Source organism: Flavobacterium terrae (genome assembly GCF_900142035.1).
Lineage (GTDB): Bacteria > Bacteroidota > Bacteroidia > Flavobacteriales > Flavobacteriaceae > Flavobacterium > Flavobacterium terrae.
In genome coordinates this window covers 234,785-249,115 of sequence record NZ_FQZI01000004.1, presented here as the reverse complement: position 1 = coordinate 249,115, position 14,331 = coordinate 234,785, and the positions used below count along the sequence as shown (strand labels likewise).

14 protein-coding genes are annotated in these 14,331 nt (G+C 31.9%); 8 read left to right on the top strand and 6 right to left on the bottom strand.

Annotated features, from left to right (window positions below):
• Nucleotides 1–6: 6 nt before the first annotated feature.
• The 3 genes from BUC09_RS11730 to BUC09_RS11720 all read right to left on the bottom strand — a co-directional run bounded on the left by BUC09_RS11730 (nt 7) and on the right by BUC09_RS11720 (nt 5,101).
• Entirely contained in the window at nt 7–1,011 is a 1,005-nt protein-coding gene (locus BUC09_RS11730; RefSeq protein ID WP_073311782.1) for a hypothetical protein, read from the bottom strand.
• Nucleotides 1,008–4,226 (bottom strand): peptidoglycan DD-metalloendopeptidase family protein, encoded by a 3,219-nt coding sequence (locus tag BUC09_RS11725; protein WP_073311781.1) that lies wholly within the window; start codon nt 4,224–4,226, stop codon nt 1,008–1,010. Before BUC09_RS11725 ends, BUC09_RS11730 begins: the two co-directional genes overlap by 4 nt.
• A 176-nt stretch (nt 4,227–4,402) precedes the next feature.
• Nucleotides 4,403–5,101 (bottom strand): DUF1826 domain-containing protein, encoded by a 699-nt coding sequence (locus tag BUC09_RS11720; RefSeq protein WP_073311780.1) that lies wholly within the window; start codon nt 5,099–5,101, stop codon nt 4,403–4,405.
• A gap of 231 nt (nt 5,102–5,332) precedes the next feature.
• Between BUC09_RS11720 and BUC09_RS11715 the strand changes: the two genes are divergently transcribed.
• Nucleotides 5,333–6,439, top strand: coding sequence for a fatty acid desaturase family protein (locus tag BUC09_RS11715; RefSeq protein ID WP_073311779.1), 1,107 nt, complete (start codon nt 5,333–5,335; stop codon nt 6,437–6,439).
• Between the two features lie 280 nt (nt 6,440–6,719).
• Here the strand turns inward: BUC09_RS11715 and BUC09_RS11710 are convergent, their stop codons facing one another.
• From BUC09_RS11710 to BUC09_RS11700, 3 genes are all read right to left on the bottom strand, one after another.
• Nucleotides 6,720–7,127, bottom strand: coding sequence for a hypothetical protein (locus tag BUC09_RS11710; protein ID WP_073311778.1), 408 nt, complete (start codon nt 7,125–7,127; stop codon nt 6,720–6,722).
• A 121-nt stretch (nt 7,128–7,248) separates the two neighbouring features.
• Complete coding sequence (locus BUC09_RS11705) at nt 7,249–7,794, bottom strand: helix-turn-helix domain-containing protein (protein WP_073311777.1); 546 nt, start codon at nt 7,792–7,794, stop codon at nt 7,249–7,251.
• Between the two features lie 155 nt (nt 7,795–7,949).
• Nucleotides 7,950–8,849 (bottom strand): hypothetical protein, encoded by a 900-nt coding sequence (locus tag BUC09_RS11700; protein ID WP_073311776.1) that lies wholly within the window; start codon nt 8,847–8,849, stop codon nt 7,950–7,952.
• 366 nt (nt 8,850–9,215) lie between these two features.
• On the opposite strand from BUC09_RS11700, the gene BUC09_RS11695 reads away from it, so the two are divergent.
• From BUC09_RS11695 to BUC09_RS11665, 7 genes are all read left to right on the top strand, one after another.
• Nucleotides 9,216–9,458 (top strand): hypothetical protein, encoded by a 243-nt coding sequence (locus BUC09_RS11695; protein WP_143161920.1) that lies wholly within the window; start codon nt 9,216–9,218, stop codon nt 9,456–9,458.
• 128 nt (nt 9,459–9,586) lie between these two features.
• Nucleotides 9,587–11,221, top strand: coding sequence for a tetratricopeptide repeat-containing sensor histidine kinase (locus tag BUC09_RS11690; RefSeq protein WP_234972597.1), 1,635 nt, complete (start codon nt 9,587–9,589; stop codon nt 11,219–11,221).
• Nucleotides 11,222–11,231: 10 nt separating this feature from the next.
• Nucleotides 11,232–11,900: a response regulator transcription factor gene (locus BUC09_RS11685; protein WP_073311773.1), complete on the top strand. Its 669-nt coding sequence runs from the start codon at nt 11,232–11,234 to the stop codon at nt 11,898–11,900.
• Nucleotides 11,901–12,027: 127 nt separating this feature from the next.
• Entirely contained in the window at nt 12,028–12,579 is a 552-nt protein-coding gene (locus BUC09_RS11680) for a DUF4352 domain-containing protein (protein ID WP_073311772.1), read from the top strand.
• An 88-nt stretch (nt 12,580–12,667) separates the two neighbouring features.
• The gene (locus BUC09_RS11675; protein WP_073311771.1) at nt 12,668–12,964 is read left to right on the top strand and encodes a hypothetical protein; all 297 of its coding nucleotides are present in this window, start codon (nt 12,668–12,670) and stop codon (nt 12,962–12,964) included.
• A 5-nt stretch (nt 12,965–12,969) separates the two neighbouring features.
• Nucleotides 12,970–14,022, top strand: a complete 1,053-nt coding sequence (locus BUC09_RS11670; RefSeq protein WP_073311770.1) for a type I restriction endonuclease — start codon at nt 12,970–12,972, stop codon at nt 14,020–14,022.
• 23 nt (nt 14,023–14,045) lie between these two features.
• Nucleotides 14,046–14,327, top strand: coding sequence for a hypothetical protein (locus BUC09_RS11665; protein ID WP_073311769.1), 282 nt, complete (start codon nt 14,046–14,048; stop codon nt 14,325–14,327).
• Nucleotides 14,328–14,331 lie beyond the last annotated feature (4 nt).

The window sequence follows — 14,331 nt, the reverse complement described above, 5'->3', positions numbered from 1 at the left end:
TAATCTTTACTTTGGACATAGCTTTAATACTATTTCTTTGTTTGGCGTTTCTTGATTGAAATTATTTTCTTCAAATTCTCTCTTTTTTGTCTTTTTGTTGTAAAAACCGTACCAGTAAAATTTAATGGTTTTATCGTTAATAAATTTTATATAGGCTATTGGTTCATCATTTAGATACTCTTTCCAATTTAGATCTCTTCCTATATTTCCTATGTCTTCAGGTATTTCTTTTAGTTTGTATGCAATTCCTTTTTCGGCATCATTTCTTTTAAGTTCTATCATATCTATGTAAATTTGATTGTAAAGAACAATCAAAGAAGCTTCTTTGTCTTTAATAGTTAACTTACCAACTCCGTTTTCACAATCGATTAACCAACGCCCGTTTGCTGAATAGTTTTTAGTAGGGTTATTAGCTTGTTTGTTTTGAGACGAAAGAGATGTAATATATTTTTTAGAATTATGATTTATCTCATCTTCTGGTTTTAAAATTTTCTTTTCAAAAAGAAAAACCCATTTATCATTTTCTTTTTTATAATACTTTTGAGTAAAGGGAAAGTTGACAGAATATTCGTTATCACTCTCAATGGTAATAAATTCTTTGGGGATATATGTCCCTATTATAGCGAAATCATTTTCCTTTTTTGTTTTTTCTTTTAAAATTGCTTCGATTTTTTTATTATCTGAAGGAGAATAATAATTTGTAGAATTTAATTCATCATGCAAAAGTGTTATGTCGTTATTCTTTTCAAAATTATTATAATAGTTATTGTTTTGTTCTGAAAATGGAATATAATAAATAGTGAACTTACCTTTGTTTTTTATTAATTCAGATGAGAAAATTAGCTTTTCATCTGAATTAAAGCACAATTTTTTTAACTTATAAAAATTATCTGTCAACGAGGACTCATCAGTTTTTTCCTTAGATGGTATTGTTTTTGGTTTTTCCTGTCCGTTACAACTTACTATAAATAGTACAGTTAACAAATTAAGTAATAAGAGTTTTAATTTCATTCTGGGTTTCCTTTTGTGGTTTCGTCAAATTTTGTTTTCATGTATTTTTCTGGATCAACACGAGTACTGCCAAAACTGGCACTAGTTGCTGCCTCTATGTGTATGTGCCTGTATACTGGATCTATTCCATGAATTAGTTTCCCTTTTTCATAAACTGAAGCTGCATTGCCTGTGCTACCTGATTTACCTATTGAGTCACCATGTTTCACTTTTTGATTCTTTGTAACAGTTATTTCGTCTAAATGACAATATTTAATATAAACATCCTCTCCGTCTTTATCTTTTGATTTTATAACAATATAATTACCTAAACTATTTTCTTGATATTCATTTGCTGTAAAACTATCTTTTAAATCATAGACAGTTCCACATAACATTGATTTTACTGTTGTGCCTGAAGAAGCCAAAATATCAGTTCCAGTATGATAATAACCTTCTGGATGACTATTATTATATCTTTTGGTACGATGCCATCTGTTTTTGTTTACATTATCACTTTGATTATTCAATCTTGGATTTGTTACCACATCAGCATATTCGAAACATTGTGTTCTGTCATCTGAACATGTACCAATAGATCCATTTCCACTACAACAAGTAATATCAAAGTCTTTTAAAAAGCCTTTTTTAAGATGCAACTTGCTATTTCCTTCTAATTCTTCTTCCAAAAATTGATTGTAATGTTCCATACATGTTTTCAGTGGAGTAGCAGGTTGTTTCTTAGTCTTATCTTTAGGCATCGTATAATGACTTTCGTTTTCTGTTTCAGGCAAGCTTGCCCAAATAAAACAGGCTTCTTTCTGTATTGCTTCTTCAATCTTATTTGCGATAATTTTAGTGATAAGATTTGGTCTTTGCTTTTTCATAAGAGCAACGCATATTTTGTCTTGAGATTCTGCTGAATAATCTAAGATTTTATACTTCTTTAAAAGATCACGTTCTTCGAAATACTTGCCTGTTTTCTTTTTATCTTCAACTTCAAAACCAGCTAGTTCCCACCAAGTATACCTCATAACCTGATAAGCTCCTGCTGCAGAAGATCCACCTTCATAGATTGTCTGTGGATGTGTACTCAAATCAGTAATTTTAACACCTCCATATCCTGTTGTATAACCAATTTCAAAGTCATGAGCAATATAAACAGTTTCTTTATTTTTATTGAGAGATTTAATCATTTCTCCAGTTCCTTCTCCTACTCTCACCATTCTTATAAATGCTCTGATTCTCGCTTCACACTCACATTTCTTCCCAACCATGAAATAAGCACCCTCACGCTTCAAAAATTCCCCTTCATGTTTTTTAACGTCTCCAGTACATTCTGCTTTTAGCCAAAGATACTCAGTTGTTTCTTTATAAACATCAAAAGTGATTTGCTCCCCTTTGTTGTAAACTTCATTGGTTAAAGCTTTTACAATATCCTCAAGTTTAGCAAATTTCTTTTGTGATGAAAGAGATTCGTTGACCTTTTTGAGAATAATTCCTGCTATCTTCTTTTTCTCATCGTCAGTTTTAGTTTTGTTGCCATCTCCTCCAAAAGTATAAGTGTGAGTGCCATCCTTAATACCTTTAAGTTTTTCCTTCCATGTTTTTAAATCTTCGTCTGATTTTGGACGAAGTTTTATCTTGACTTTAGCAATTCCATTCTCGGCTTTAGCTTTTAATTCTGTTATTTCATTGCCGTTTTCTTTGGCTTCAAGCACTTTTAAATCGGCATCTTTAGCCACTAAGATTTCTTCTTTTTCTCTAATCTTGATGATTACTTCTTTACCATCTAAATGTACTGTTTTTGCCACTACATACACTTCTTCTTCCAGAGGGGCATTGTTTATTTTTACATATTCAGGACCAAGCTTGTATAAATTAAAAGTGATACTGGTTCCTTTAGCATACGATTTTTGAGTCAATGCATTTTTTATGTCATCAAGTTTAGCATATTTTTTGTCTTTTTTGACCTTTTCATCAACTCGTTTTTTAATGATAGCGGCGATTTCATCCTTGTTAATATCCTTATTATTCTTTTGGAAGGTATATTTATGTTGTCCATCTGTTTCAGAAGTTTCTTTTTTGAATTCTTCTTTTGCAAAATATGCATCTACAAGAGCTTCGACTCCAGCGACTATAGGTTTAGAATCGGCTACTTTAGCCACTGTAGTACTCTCGGCTACTTCAATTTTTACTGCATCTGGTTTAACCTTTATGGTTTCACTCGCAATTGGCGTAGTTGAAGTAGATTCTTTTTTAGTGGTTTGTTCCGTTCCTTTTAAGTGCTCTTGCGTTTCTGATTTTCTTTTTTCTTGATAATCAGGGTTTATTACATTAATATTTTTGCTGACTTTGCTTTCGCCCGATGCGTAGGCGGTCACATAGTATTCGTGAGTACTTCCTTCGTCGGAATCTCCTTTAGATAAATATGCATTGGCTATTTTCTTAAAATCAGCTTTTAAAACAAATTGCTTGTGAGCCACTCCTTTGTTTCCAACTAAAACTTTTCCTTCGGCAACCAGATTGAGTTTGTTAGACTCATTGTGACCTTCTCCTTTTGCATCATCTTCCCAGAGTGAAAGATATACGTATTCATCTTTCATCCCTGTGGTCTCGACATGTACGTTTATCGTTTGACCATAAGAGATTGCTTCTTTGATAGGTTTGTTGTTTATGTCACTAATTTTTACACCTAAAATCTCTCTTTTTTCAGCGGGTTTTACATCTACTAGAATAGCGCTAGTGCTGTTTAGTTCTGGCTCATGAAGATAACCAACCACTTTATATTTGTTACCAGCAGCTTTTTCCTGAAAACGAATTTTACCTTCCTTTTTTTGTAGTACAAGTTCAGGTTTTGTACCGTTTCTCATTAAGTACAAATCCCAATTTACTTTTGATGGATCCCTGTCTTCTTGTGGTGTGCCTTCGTGCCATTCCACTACTTCGTAGTTTTCCCAAACGCCAACTTTTGCAATTTTGTTTCCTTGGATGGTTTTTACCCCTTTTTTATCCTTGTCTTTATTGTAAAATGGAATGTTTAGTTTATCTCCTTGTTTAATGTCTAAACGGAAAATTTGTGCGCTAAAAAAGCCTCCTCCAAAAACAGCTAATTTAATATGTGGGTTTGCTTTTACTAAGTCGCTTTCTTGAATTCCATAGCGAAAACAAATGTCTTGTGTGGTTTCTCCTCTAGTAACAATGTGGCTTTTATAATCATTAAATCGTTTTGTCATGGCTTGTATATAGGCAATTGGCTAAAGTTCAAAAGTAATCTTTTTCTTTCAAATTTAAAAAATCTGAAAAAATTTTTCGCCAACAAACTCATCAAACAAAAGTTGTTTCTATTATCAAACTGAAGTCATTTGTATGCACACATTTCACCCGAGCAAAGCGAATGGTCAAAAAAAACCTAGCAAATTAACAATAACCGATACTCTCCTTCATTTTCTTTTGGTGCTCTATGAATGCAAGGTAATACTTGTTGGTTGGGATGGTCTACAGCCAGTCTCCAAATGTGCCCTATGCCCAAGTTAATAGGTTCTGCGTCCTCATGTGCTTGATAATGTAAATCGAAGTAATGTTCTTTCAAAAAGTCTTCAAATTCTTCAGCAGGGCCATCGTGTAGTTCTTGTAGCTTTGCTCTAATTTCTGGAATTAGAACCTTTTGCATGGCGTGTGCATTAGCAATGATATCACTTGAAGCTCCATGATAAGTACACAAAAAAGTATCTGTTGCAATGGGTGAACGATCGACATGAAACGAATACACATCAGTAGATATGAAATCAAATTCATCATCGCGCTCGTAACACTTCAATAAATTAAGCGTTGGCGAAGCGCCAAAATCAGTGAGTAGTTGTAAATCATTTAAAATTATTTCACGAGCCTTATTCCCTTTTTCGGTTAGATGGAGTGCGGTTAGATCGTCGGGAGAAACTACGGTTATATTTTCTTTTAGGCGTAAGTGGGAAACAATCTCTTTAAAATCGCCATCTAAATTTCTGTGCCAACAGAGCGCATTGGTTTCTCCCTGAAAGGCAGTACCTACAAGCGCAGAGAAAGTAGCTACTATCCCAATTTGGTTGCTGTCTGAAAAGGAAGGGTTCATAGTAGTAAAAGGCAATTTTTTTGTGCTACAAAAATATACGATACAAGTTAGTAATAGCAAAAGCAGCAGGATAAACTTTTAAAACAAGATTCTAGTTTTTGCAAAGGTTGTAAATCAGGGCTAGCAGGACTGGTTGATAAATAATTGAAATTCACGTACAAATACTTGTTGTAGGAAAATTCAGATGTTTGTATATTGGTTGACTAAACAACTAAAAACGAAAAAACTGTTATGTCACAAACATCCTTTGAAGATTCATTCGCGCAAATACTCCGTGAAAGGATCAATAATTATTTTAAAGAAAATAATATTTCGGTAAAAGCGAACCGGAGCATGAAAATAAAAATGGTTACTGGTTTGTTATGGTGGTCACTTTCGTACCTGTTCATTTATTTATTTTCTTTTGACAAATTATCTTTTTTCTTGTTGTATGTTTTTCACGGATGGGGACATATTTTCTTTTCTTTTAATGTGGGCCATGATGCCTTACATAACGCAATTTCCAAAAAAAGCTACATAAATAAATTGTGGGCCTACAGCTATGATCTTTTAGGGGTGAATACCTATATGTGGCGTTTCATGCACCATCAGGGGCATCATTCTTGCTTAAATGTTACAGATGAAGATATGTCACTCGAAACGGCTGGCTTTTTCAGGCTTTCAGACAAACAGAAATTAAAACCTTATCATAGGTATCAACATTATTATGCTTTCATTATTTACGGTTTGTATTTGTTGTATTATGTTTTCTATAAAGATTTCAAATATTTTTTTATGAAAGAAAACATACACTTAAAGGGTGTCAAACATCCCGTATCTGAATGGATTATCCTCTTTATTGGCAAAGCATTTTATCTTTTGTATATGCTTATACTACCATTAGTGTTGCTGCCTTTTGGATGGTCTTTTATTGTTTTTACTTTTGTTTTTACTTTATTCATGATTGGATTGGTGATGTCGTTTACTTTCCAGACAACCCATATTATCGATTCCACTTATTTTCCAAATCACAATGACGAATATGAAAATTATGTTTACCATGTATTTGCAACTACTGCCGATTATTCAGTTGACAACAAGCTGTCGAATTGGTTTTTTGGCGGATTGAATATTCATATTATTCATCACCTTCGTTCTGATATTTGTCATATCCATTATCAGAAACTCACCCACATACTTAAAGAAGTTGCAGCTCAGTATGGTGTAACCTACAGAGAAAACAAAACGGTTTACAGTGCGTTCAAGTCGCATATGACGGCTTTGAAATTATTGGGCAACGGTAGTTTGGATAGAGAAATAAGCACAAATCTTAATTATGCACGGTTTATTAAGAACTGATTTGTCTGCGGAGGCGGAGGCTCTCGAGGTCACCGCTTTTGAGATGAAAAACCAATAGCGGGGAAATGTTTTCCGTGCTTATAATCTAATTTTAAAAAGCTACAAAATTACTTTTGTAGCTTTTGTTTTTATCGCTCTTAGTTTGGAAACTTTTGCACGGATTCCTTAGGCTGTCGTTGCACTCGAGTGTAAATCTGTGTTGATATGAGGACTTTCAATATTGTTATTTCAATTTGTATATACAAAAAAAGAGCATCATTTCTGACACCCTTTTTTTGATTTACAATGTGGCCTTATGAGCAGTAATTCCAGTAATAAATAAATCTACTTCGGCAAGTTCCTTATTGATACGTTCAAGATCCAGTTCTTTTTCCAGTAAAGCTACAGAACCGTAGCTGTCTTTTCTGTTTTCTAACAAAAATTTCTTGTACTCCAGTCTTATTTTTCGCTTGATTTCGTTTTCCTTAGTTGGTCCTTCTGGTAATACATCAATAACGGTTTGTACAGCTGAAATTTCGGCTAATACACCTTGCAATACTGCTTCAATTTCTACCGAAGTACTGCTGTAATTTGCTGTGATACGTTCCTCTGAGAATTTTTTAAAAGCTAAATCTGCTTTTTCTTTCTCTGCCCATGCTAATAACACATCGCAATCTGATGCTAGTGTAATCTTGTTAAATGAATACATATTTTTTAGTTTTAAAATTATATGTAAGAAATATCAAACAAGATGCCGATTTGTTTAAGCCAAAATGAATTTAGCAGAAGATTAACTATTTGTAAGAAAAAACATAAATTATAGTTAAAAATTATACCAAATCATTGGGCTTGTCGTTATTTATGGTTTTGATCTTTTGTTTCAATGTTTTAGACTGGAGTTCTAATATCATTTTTTTAATGCCAAGTCTTTCTAACTGGTAGTCACTGTTCTTTTTTAATTGAAGCAAAGCTTTGTTTTTAATATGTTGATGTAAAATATTGTTTTTTTTTGGTATTTTAGTCTCCAAATAGTCAAGTAATTGTAGAGCATTAAGATTTTCGTTTCTAATTTTTTGCACAACATTCATGCGTTTTTCAAGTAGTAGTTGTAAGTAAACTGTTTCTTGTAACTCTTTTTCCAGTTGTTTCAAGGTAAGTTGTTTTTCGTTTTCCTGATATTCCTTGAATAATTTATCGTTCCTTTTTGATTTCTCCATATAGGTTAACATGCTAGTCAGTTCAATCATAGCTGTCAAAGGTAATCCCCTCTTGCCAGATTCATACATAGATATTTGTGATCGAGTTACACCAAGCAAAGCTGCTAATTCTTCTTGCGGTATACCTAATGTTTCTTTTAATGATTTTTTGTGTTTCATAAACTACTTGTGTTTCAAAATACTTGAAACAAATATTTTGCCACAAAAATGGTTTCAAATTATTTTATAGAAATATTATGAAACAAAAAAAAATTAAATGATGTTAACGGAAATCATTTAAAAATTGATATAGTCTTATTTAATAAAGGTTCTGTTTATAAATTATATTTATTAATAATATATTCAGTAATGGGTTTTAATGTTTTATTGGTGACCGGATGATATCCAGGTGTGTTAAACAGTTCAATATTTCCATCATTATCTTTACAATACCAAATTGTTGCTTTACCATTTTTGAAATAAGAAGTTGTATCAGTGGGATTTATTTTTCTTATTTTGAGAAGATTTTCATCAAAACCGATTTTTGTATTAGTGTTAATAAATCCATTAGATCCAGCATTACAATCAACCTCGACGTAACGATCATTTTTCCATTCTAGGCAGTCTTTATGATTTAAATAGGCATAAAGAAAAGCGGCAATAAAAAAACTTATTATCAATATTCCTAAACCAATTGTTACTTTTTTTATTGAGAATTTTGGGTTTTCAGGATTTTTCTGATTTGATAAATGTTTTGCAAGTGGTTTTTGAGGTAGATTATCGGAATTATTTGATAATCCTTCTTCAATGTTATCTACTTTAATCTCTATTTTCTGTTTAATGTCTAGATTGTCTTCTTCTTTTACTGGTTCAATTTTTGAAAATATATGATGAGGTCTTTGTTCGAAAGATATTAAAATGGCAGCTAATTCTACTCTTATTTTTTTATCAGGATTTTTTGTTTTCCCTGTTAAAAAAGATATTACTGGTTTGAACTTATCGGTATTTGAATTATTTACAGACTTTTTTAATGATTCGTTTTCTTTTGTTTCAAAAAACAACTTCATTATTTCTTCATCTGCTTTCGATAAGCCTTTATCAATAAGATGTACATAATAGTCTCTGACCATTGCTGGGGATAAGTCTGAAAAAAATCCTGTGACATCATTTTTTTTAATGATTTCGAATTCTCTCCATATAGCAATTTTATAATCTTCAAAAGTAGTTTTACTCATAAGCACTTCAAAATTTATCGGAATAATTGGAATAATCGGAAAACTGTCTTTGTAATCTCCGAAATATCGGAAATACAGGAGCAATCTATCAATAGAGCGGCAAATGTGGGGCATCTTTGCTTCAGAATTAGTTCTTGCTCTATTTCGCGATATGAACAAATGTACAAAACTAGTTCAAAACTAAGTACGGTTTTCCACATTGGTATTTTATAAGGGAAGTATAGATAACCCTTTGTGAGAGAACCTACTTTTTTCTTCCCAAAAAAATAACAGAGTACTCTAAAAGCAATTTTAGGGATGGTTTTAAAAGATCTGAAAGTGGTGTTCGGACGGCCATACCTATGTAATTTTTTAACAAGGAAAAAAATGAGAAATTTAGTTTTTGTTGCTGCTCTAGCAACTATAGGATATAATATGGTATCGTGTGATACTGACAGCGTTGATAGTGTAATAAATGAGTCTGCAAGTAAAGTGAATCTTAATCAAGTGTCTAATATGATGCTAAGAGAAACAGATACAATTTCTATCAATGATACTCTTACTACTAATCAACTTACTGAGCCAGGACCAGGAGACGATGTTGTACCTATCAAACCTCCAAAACCGTAATTAATTTTGTGAGTTTTAAAATAAGAATTAGTACATTCGGGGAAAGAATCATTATGAATCGTTCCCCGTTTTTATTTTGTGTATTTTTTTGTTTTTTATTCTTGGCTTGCAATGAGTCCGATGAGAAAATGGTTCAAAAAAGTACCGTTGTTAAGGAACACAATAAAAAAGCAACAGATTATCAAAACAAAGCAGACGCATATTATGCACAAGCAAAATACGATAGCGCTTTTTATTACTATGCTAGAGCCAAAATTTCTTTTGACTCAATAGAAAATAAGAAAAACATCGCTTATTGTTTGCTTCAAATGGCAAGAGCACAGCAAACCATGGGAGATTATTTTGGGAGTGAGGATAATTTAATAGAAGCTTTACACTTTATAAAAGAAGATAATGAATATTTACCTGCAGCCAATAATTTGCTAGGAATTTCTGCAAAAGAATTAAAAAATTATGAAGATGCTCTTCGTTATTATAATATAACTTATCAATTAGCAAGTGATAGCTTGACTAAGGCCATTGCGTTTAATAATATAGCTAACGTATATACAAAACAAGGAAATTATAAAAAATCTGTTAATCTTTTGGGTAAAGTGTTAACTTGGAAATTTCTAGATACCCTTCCAAAACGCAAAGCTATTTATATGAACAACCTTGGCTATGCTTTTACTAAACTCAAGGAAAATGAAAAAGGACTAGATTTAATGCAGCAAGCACTTTCAATCAGTAATAAGGAAGATGATTCTTATGGTCGTATAGAAAGTCATTTGTACTTGTCGGAATATTATTTGCCATACAATTTACAGAAATCGAGAAGCTTTGCACAGCAAGCCTATAAAGAGTCGACTAAACACAATAGTATTGATGAGCGACTGGAAGCTTTATTGTTATTGATAAAAACTTCAGGAAATAATAGTGCTTTTGCCTTAAAGTACGCGGTGTTAAATGATAGTATTACCCAAGTACGAAATAGTGCAAAAAGCCAATTTGCAAAAATGCGTTATGATGCTCGATTGGTCAATGAAGAAAACCTAAAGCTTAAAAATGAAAAAACAGCAAATGATTTACAACTTCAAAAAAACAAAAATGAAATTAATTTCTGGAGCTTCAGTGCGGTAGTATTAGTAATTATTATCATTTTTCTTTTCTATTACTTTAAAAATAAAAGAAAGGAAGATCGATTAAAAGCCTCATACCAAACGGAGACAAGAATTGCTAAAAAAGTACACGACGAGTTGGCTAATGATGTGTTTCATACCATGTCTTTTGTTGAGACTAAAAAAATAGAAGAACCTGAAAATAAAGAAACTTTGATTAATTTATTAGATAACCTTTACCAGCGTTCTAGAAACATATCTAAAGAAAACGAATCAATAGAAACAGGGGAGTCTTTTATTGAGAATCTGATCGAAATGATAAACGGTTACAAGTCTTCAAAACAAAATGTAATCATCAAGAAAGATGAAAACATTAATTGGAGTAGTATTTCAGAAATCAAAAAAATAACACTATTTAGAGTTTTACAAGAGCTTTTGGTGAACATGAAAAAACACAGTCAGGCTAGTATAGTAATTGTAAGTTTAACAAATACTAAAAATGATATAATTATTGATTATTCTGATAACGGAAAGGGAATGGAAATGCAGCAGGTTAAAAAAAGCGGTATAGCGAATGCGGAAAACCGTATTCAAAACATAAACGGAAGCATTACTTTTGATACCACCAGTAATGGTCTAAAAGTAAAAATTAGTATTCCCAAATAAAAGCATAAATATGTTTTCAAAAATTTTAGTGGCAGATGACATTGATTTGAATAATATCGCAACCGAAAAAGCGGTGAATGAATTGAATATCTCTTCGGCAGAATATGTAAAATACTGTGATGATGCTTTATTAAGATTGAAAAAAGCAGAAATGGAAAATGATCCATTTCAATTACTAATAACGGACTTGTCCTTTAAAGCAGATCACAGAGATGCTAAAATTACTTCAGGTGAACAATTGATTTCAGAAGTTAGGAAACAGTTTCCTTTACTCAAAATAATTGCCTTTTCAATTGACGACCGACCTCATAAAATTAAAAAGTTACTCCATGATTATGGTATCGAAGGTTATGTGGTTAAACATCGTAATACCTCTAGCGAACTTAAAAAAGCGATAGAAACAGTTTGGGGCGGCAAGGAAAAATACATTTCACCTTCTGTAGAACACGCGTTGCAAGATAAAACAACTTCAGAAATTGATGATTATGATATTCAACTGCTTACTCAATTATCATTAGGCATTCCTCAAGAAAATATGGAAGCCAAGTTCAAAGAATTAAATATTACTCCCAATAGTAAAAGTACTATCGAAAAAAGAATCGCCAAGCTTAAAGATTATTTTCATGCCAATAACACAATTCACTTAATCGCAATAGCTAAAGACATGGGACTAGTCTAGTCTTTATTGTTATAACTTATTTCAAACCTGCAATTTTTTTGCAGGTTTTTTTATGCGTTACGGTTTCCCGTAAGGGATTGGTTTTTATTGGGTTTAAGTTTGGAGTATAAACTTTAAAATAATATTTATGGAAGTAGCAAAAAAGAAAATGTCTTTAAAGAAAAAAGCATTAATTGTATTAGGAGTTATATGTTTCATTGCTTTTTTATCCAGTTTGGGTAAAAGTGGGGATGGTGTAAATAACAGTTCAATACGAATTCCAGGAGAACAAAATACTATTGAGATAGGTGATGTTTTAAAGACTAAATATTTTGATATTACTGCTAATAAAATGGAAATCGTAAAATATGTAAATACAGGAAATCAATTTTCAGATTTGAAGGAAGAACCTGGGAATTTATTTTTAATTATAAATGCCACATATAAAAATATTGATAGCGAAAGCAGAATGCTTTTTGATGGTTCAATTTGGATTAATTATAACGGAAAAGATTATGAATTTGATAAATCTGAACCAGTAATGGCAGAAGGTTGGGGGCTAATGCTTGACCAAATTAATCCATTAACTTCAAAAACAACGAATCTAGTTTATAAAATACCAGAAGAAATAAAAGGAGATGTTTATTGGCAACCAGGAAGGTCAAGTTCAGATGAAAAGATTTATCTGGGTAAATTATAACAAAGAAAGATAATCGAGTATGATGTGACTGGGAAGATATTTCTCGGAACATAATAAATAAATTAATTAATTAATTAGATAAAAGCATATGGCAACATTCGAAGAATTAGGTAATAAATTGGAAGAATTTATTAAGAGTATTTCAAATTTTAAAATTGGTAAAACGGGGCAAAGTATTGAGGATCGATTTAATGATAAGTATTATGATGATTATGCCGAATACTATGTGGTAGGATCTGCAAAAGAGTCTAAGGTAATAGATAATTTTGAAAAGTATTTGATAGATAGATTTATGAATCATGAAAATTGTGATAATGAGCAAATTGGAGGTGGTGAAATGACTGAGTCTGACAATTATATTGTTTATGTCATGTATAACAAATAATAGTTATGGAACTTCAAACACAACTCAAGCAATTAGCGGATAAAATCCATCAGCTTAAAGACAAAATTGAAACCGAAGAATCTACTAAGCATGCTTTTGTGCTTCCGTTTATAAATCTATTGGGGTATGATACTTTCAATCCAACCGAAGTTGTACCAGAATATACCGCAGATTTAGGAATTAAGAAAGGGGAGAAAGTAGATTACGCAATTGTTCAAAATGGCGAGCCCATTATGATTATTGAATGCAAGAACTGGAAAGAAAATTTATCCGTTCATGGATCTCAGCTGTTCCGATATTTTCATGTTAGTAAAACTCGTTTTGCATTGTTGACGAATGGTATACAATATCAATTTTTTACCGATTTGGACGAGCAAAACAAAATGGATGAAAAGCCATTTCTTGAATTTGATGTTGCTACTTTGAAAGATAGTGCGGTAAACGAAATTGCCAAATTCCATAAATCCAATTTTGATATCAACAAAATCCTAGATAATGCTAGTTCGCTCAAATACATCAAGGAAATTCGCAAGCAGATTGATAGTGAAATTGAAAAACCATCCAATGAGTTCGTTCGCTTATTTACTTCAAAAGTGTATAACGGTCGATTGACGGAAAAAGTCATGGAAGAATTTACCGAATTAGTACAAAAAGCTTTTGGTCAGCTGATAGGGGAAAAAATAAACGAGCGATTGCATTTTGCTCTAAACAAAGAAGTCATAATACAAGAAAAGGATCAAATTGAAGAAGCTGAAGCAAACCGTTTGAATACTACCGAAGAAGAATTGGAAGCTTATAGAATCGTGGTGGCTATTTTAAGAAGGAAACTATCTACCAGCAGAATTGTTTATAGAGACACACAATCCTACTTTGGAATACTGTTAGATGACAACAATCGTAAACCCTTATGCCGTTTGCATCTCAACGGAGGTAAAAAATACATCGGATTGTTTAATGATAATAAAGTTGAAAACAGACAGTCTATAGAAACTATCGATGATATCTACAATTATGAAAATGAGTTGTTAGAGACCGTTGGGTTGTATGAAGTGGAGTAATTAATAATTAAAAGATAAAAGTTATGGGAAATTTTACTAATGCAGATTTAGTTTACGATGATTATTCTCCAACTGTTGATGGTGGTGACAATCCAAAATACATTGGAGTTTTGGACAGAAAAAAAGTGGATAAGACAGAAGAATATGAAGTGGTTTATTTCTGTAATCAATTTTTGAATAAGCATAAGTTAACTAATAAGACATCATTTCAAAAAGTAGAAAAATTACTTCGTGATGAAGAAATTACAGATGTTGATGATCGTGAAGAATTAATAAAATGGATTGAAAAGAATTGGAACAAATAGATAA

Coding starts and splice junctions, on each gene's coding strand:
- BUC09_RS11730 (WP_073311782.1), bottom strand. CDS start 1,011: ATGAAATTAAAACTCTTATTACTTAATTTGTTAACTGTACTATTTATA.
- BUC09_RS11725 (WP_073311781.1), bottom strand. CDS start 4,226: ATGACAAAACGATTTAATGATTATAAAAGCCACATTGTTACTAGAGGA.
- BUC09_RS11720 (WP_073311780.1), bottom strand. CDS start 5,101: ATGAACCCTTCCTTTTCAGACAGCAACCAAATTGGGATAGTAGCTACT.
- BUC09_RS11715 (WP_073311779.1), top strand. CDS start 5,333: ATGTCACAAACATCCTTTGAAGATTCATTCGCGCAAATACTCCGTGAA.
- BUC09_RS11710 (WP_073311778.1), bottom strand. CDS start 7,127: ATGTATTCATTTAACAAGATTACACTAGCATCAGATTGCGATGTGTTA.
- BUC09_RS11705 (WP_073311777.1), bottom strand. CDS start 7,794: ATGAAACACAAAAAATCATTAAAAGAAACATTAGGTATACCGCAAGAA.
- BUC09_RS11700 (WP_073311776.1), bottom strand. CDS start 8,849: ATGAGTAAAACTACTTTTGAAGATTATAAAATTGCTATATGGAGAGAA.
- BUC09_RS11695 (WP_143161920.1), top strand. CDS start 9,216: ATGAGAAATTTAGTTTTTGTTGCTGCTCTAGCAACTATAGGATATAAT.
- BUC09_RS11690 (WP_234972597.1), top strand. CDS start 9,587: ATGGTTCAAAAAAGTACCGTTGTTAAGGAACACAATAAAAAAGCAACA.
- BUC09_RS11685 (WP_073311773.1), top strand. CDS start 11,232: ATGTTTTCAAAAATTTTAGTGGCAGATGACATTGATTTGAATAATATC.
- BUC09_RS11680 (WP_073311772.1), top strand. CDS start 12,028: ATGGAAGTAGCAAAAAAGAAAATGTCTTTAAAGAAAAAAGCATTAATT.
- BUC09_RS11675 (WP_073311771.1), top strand. CDS start 12,668: ATGGCAACATTCGAAGAATTAGGTAATAAATTGGAAGAATTTATTAAG.
- BUC09_RS11670 (WP_073311770.1), top strand. CDS start 12,970: ATGGAACTTCAAACACAACTCAAGCAATTAGCGGATAAAATCCATCAG.
- BUC09_RS11665 (WP_073311769.1), top strand. CDS start 14,046: ATGGGAAATTTTACTAATGCAGATTTAGTTTACGATGATTATTCTCCA.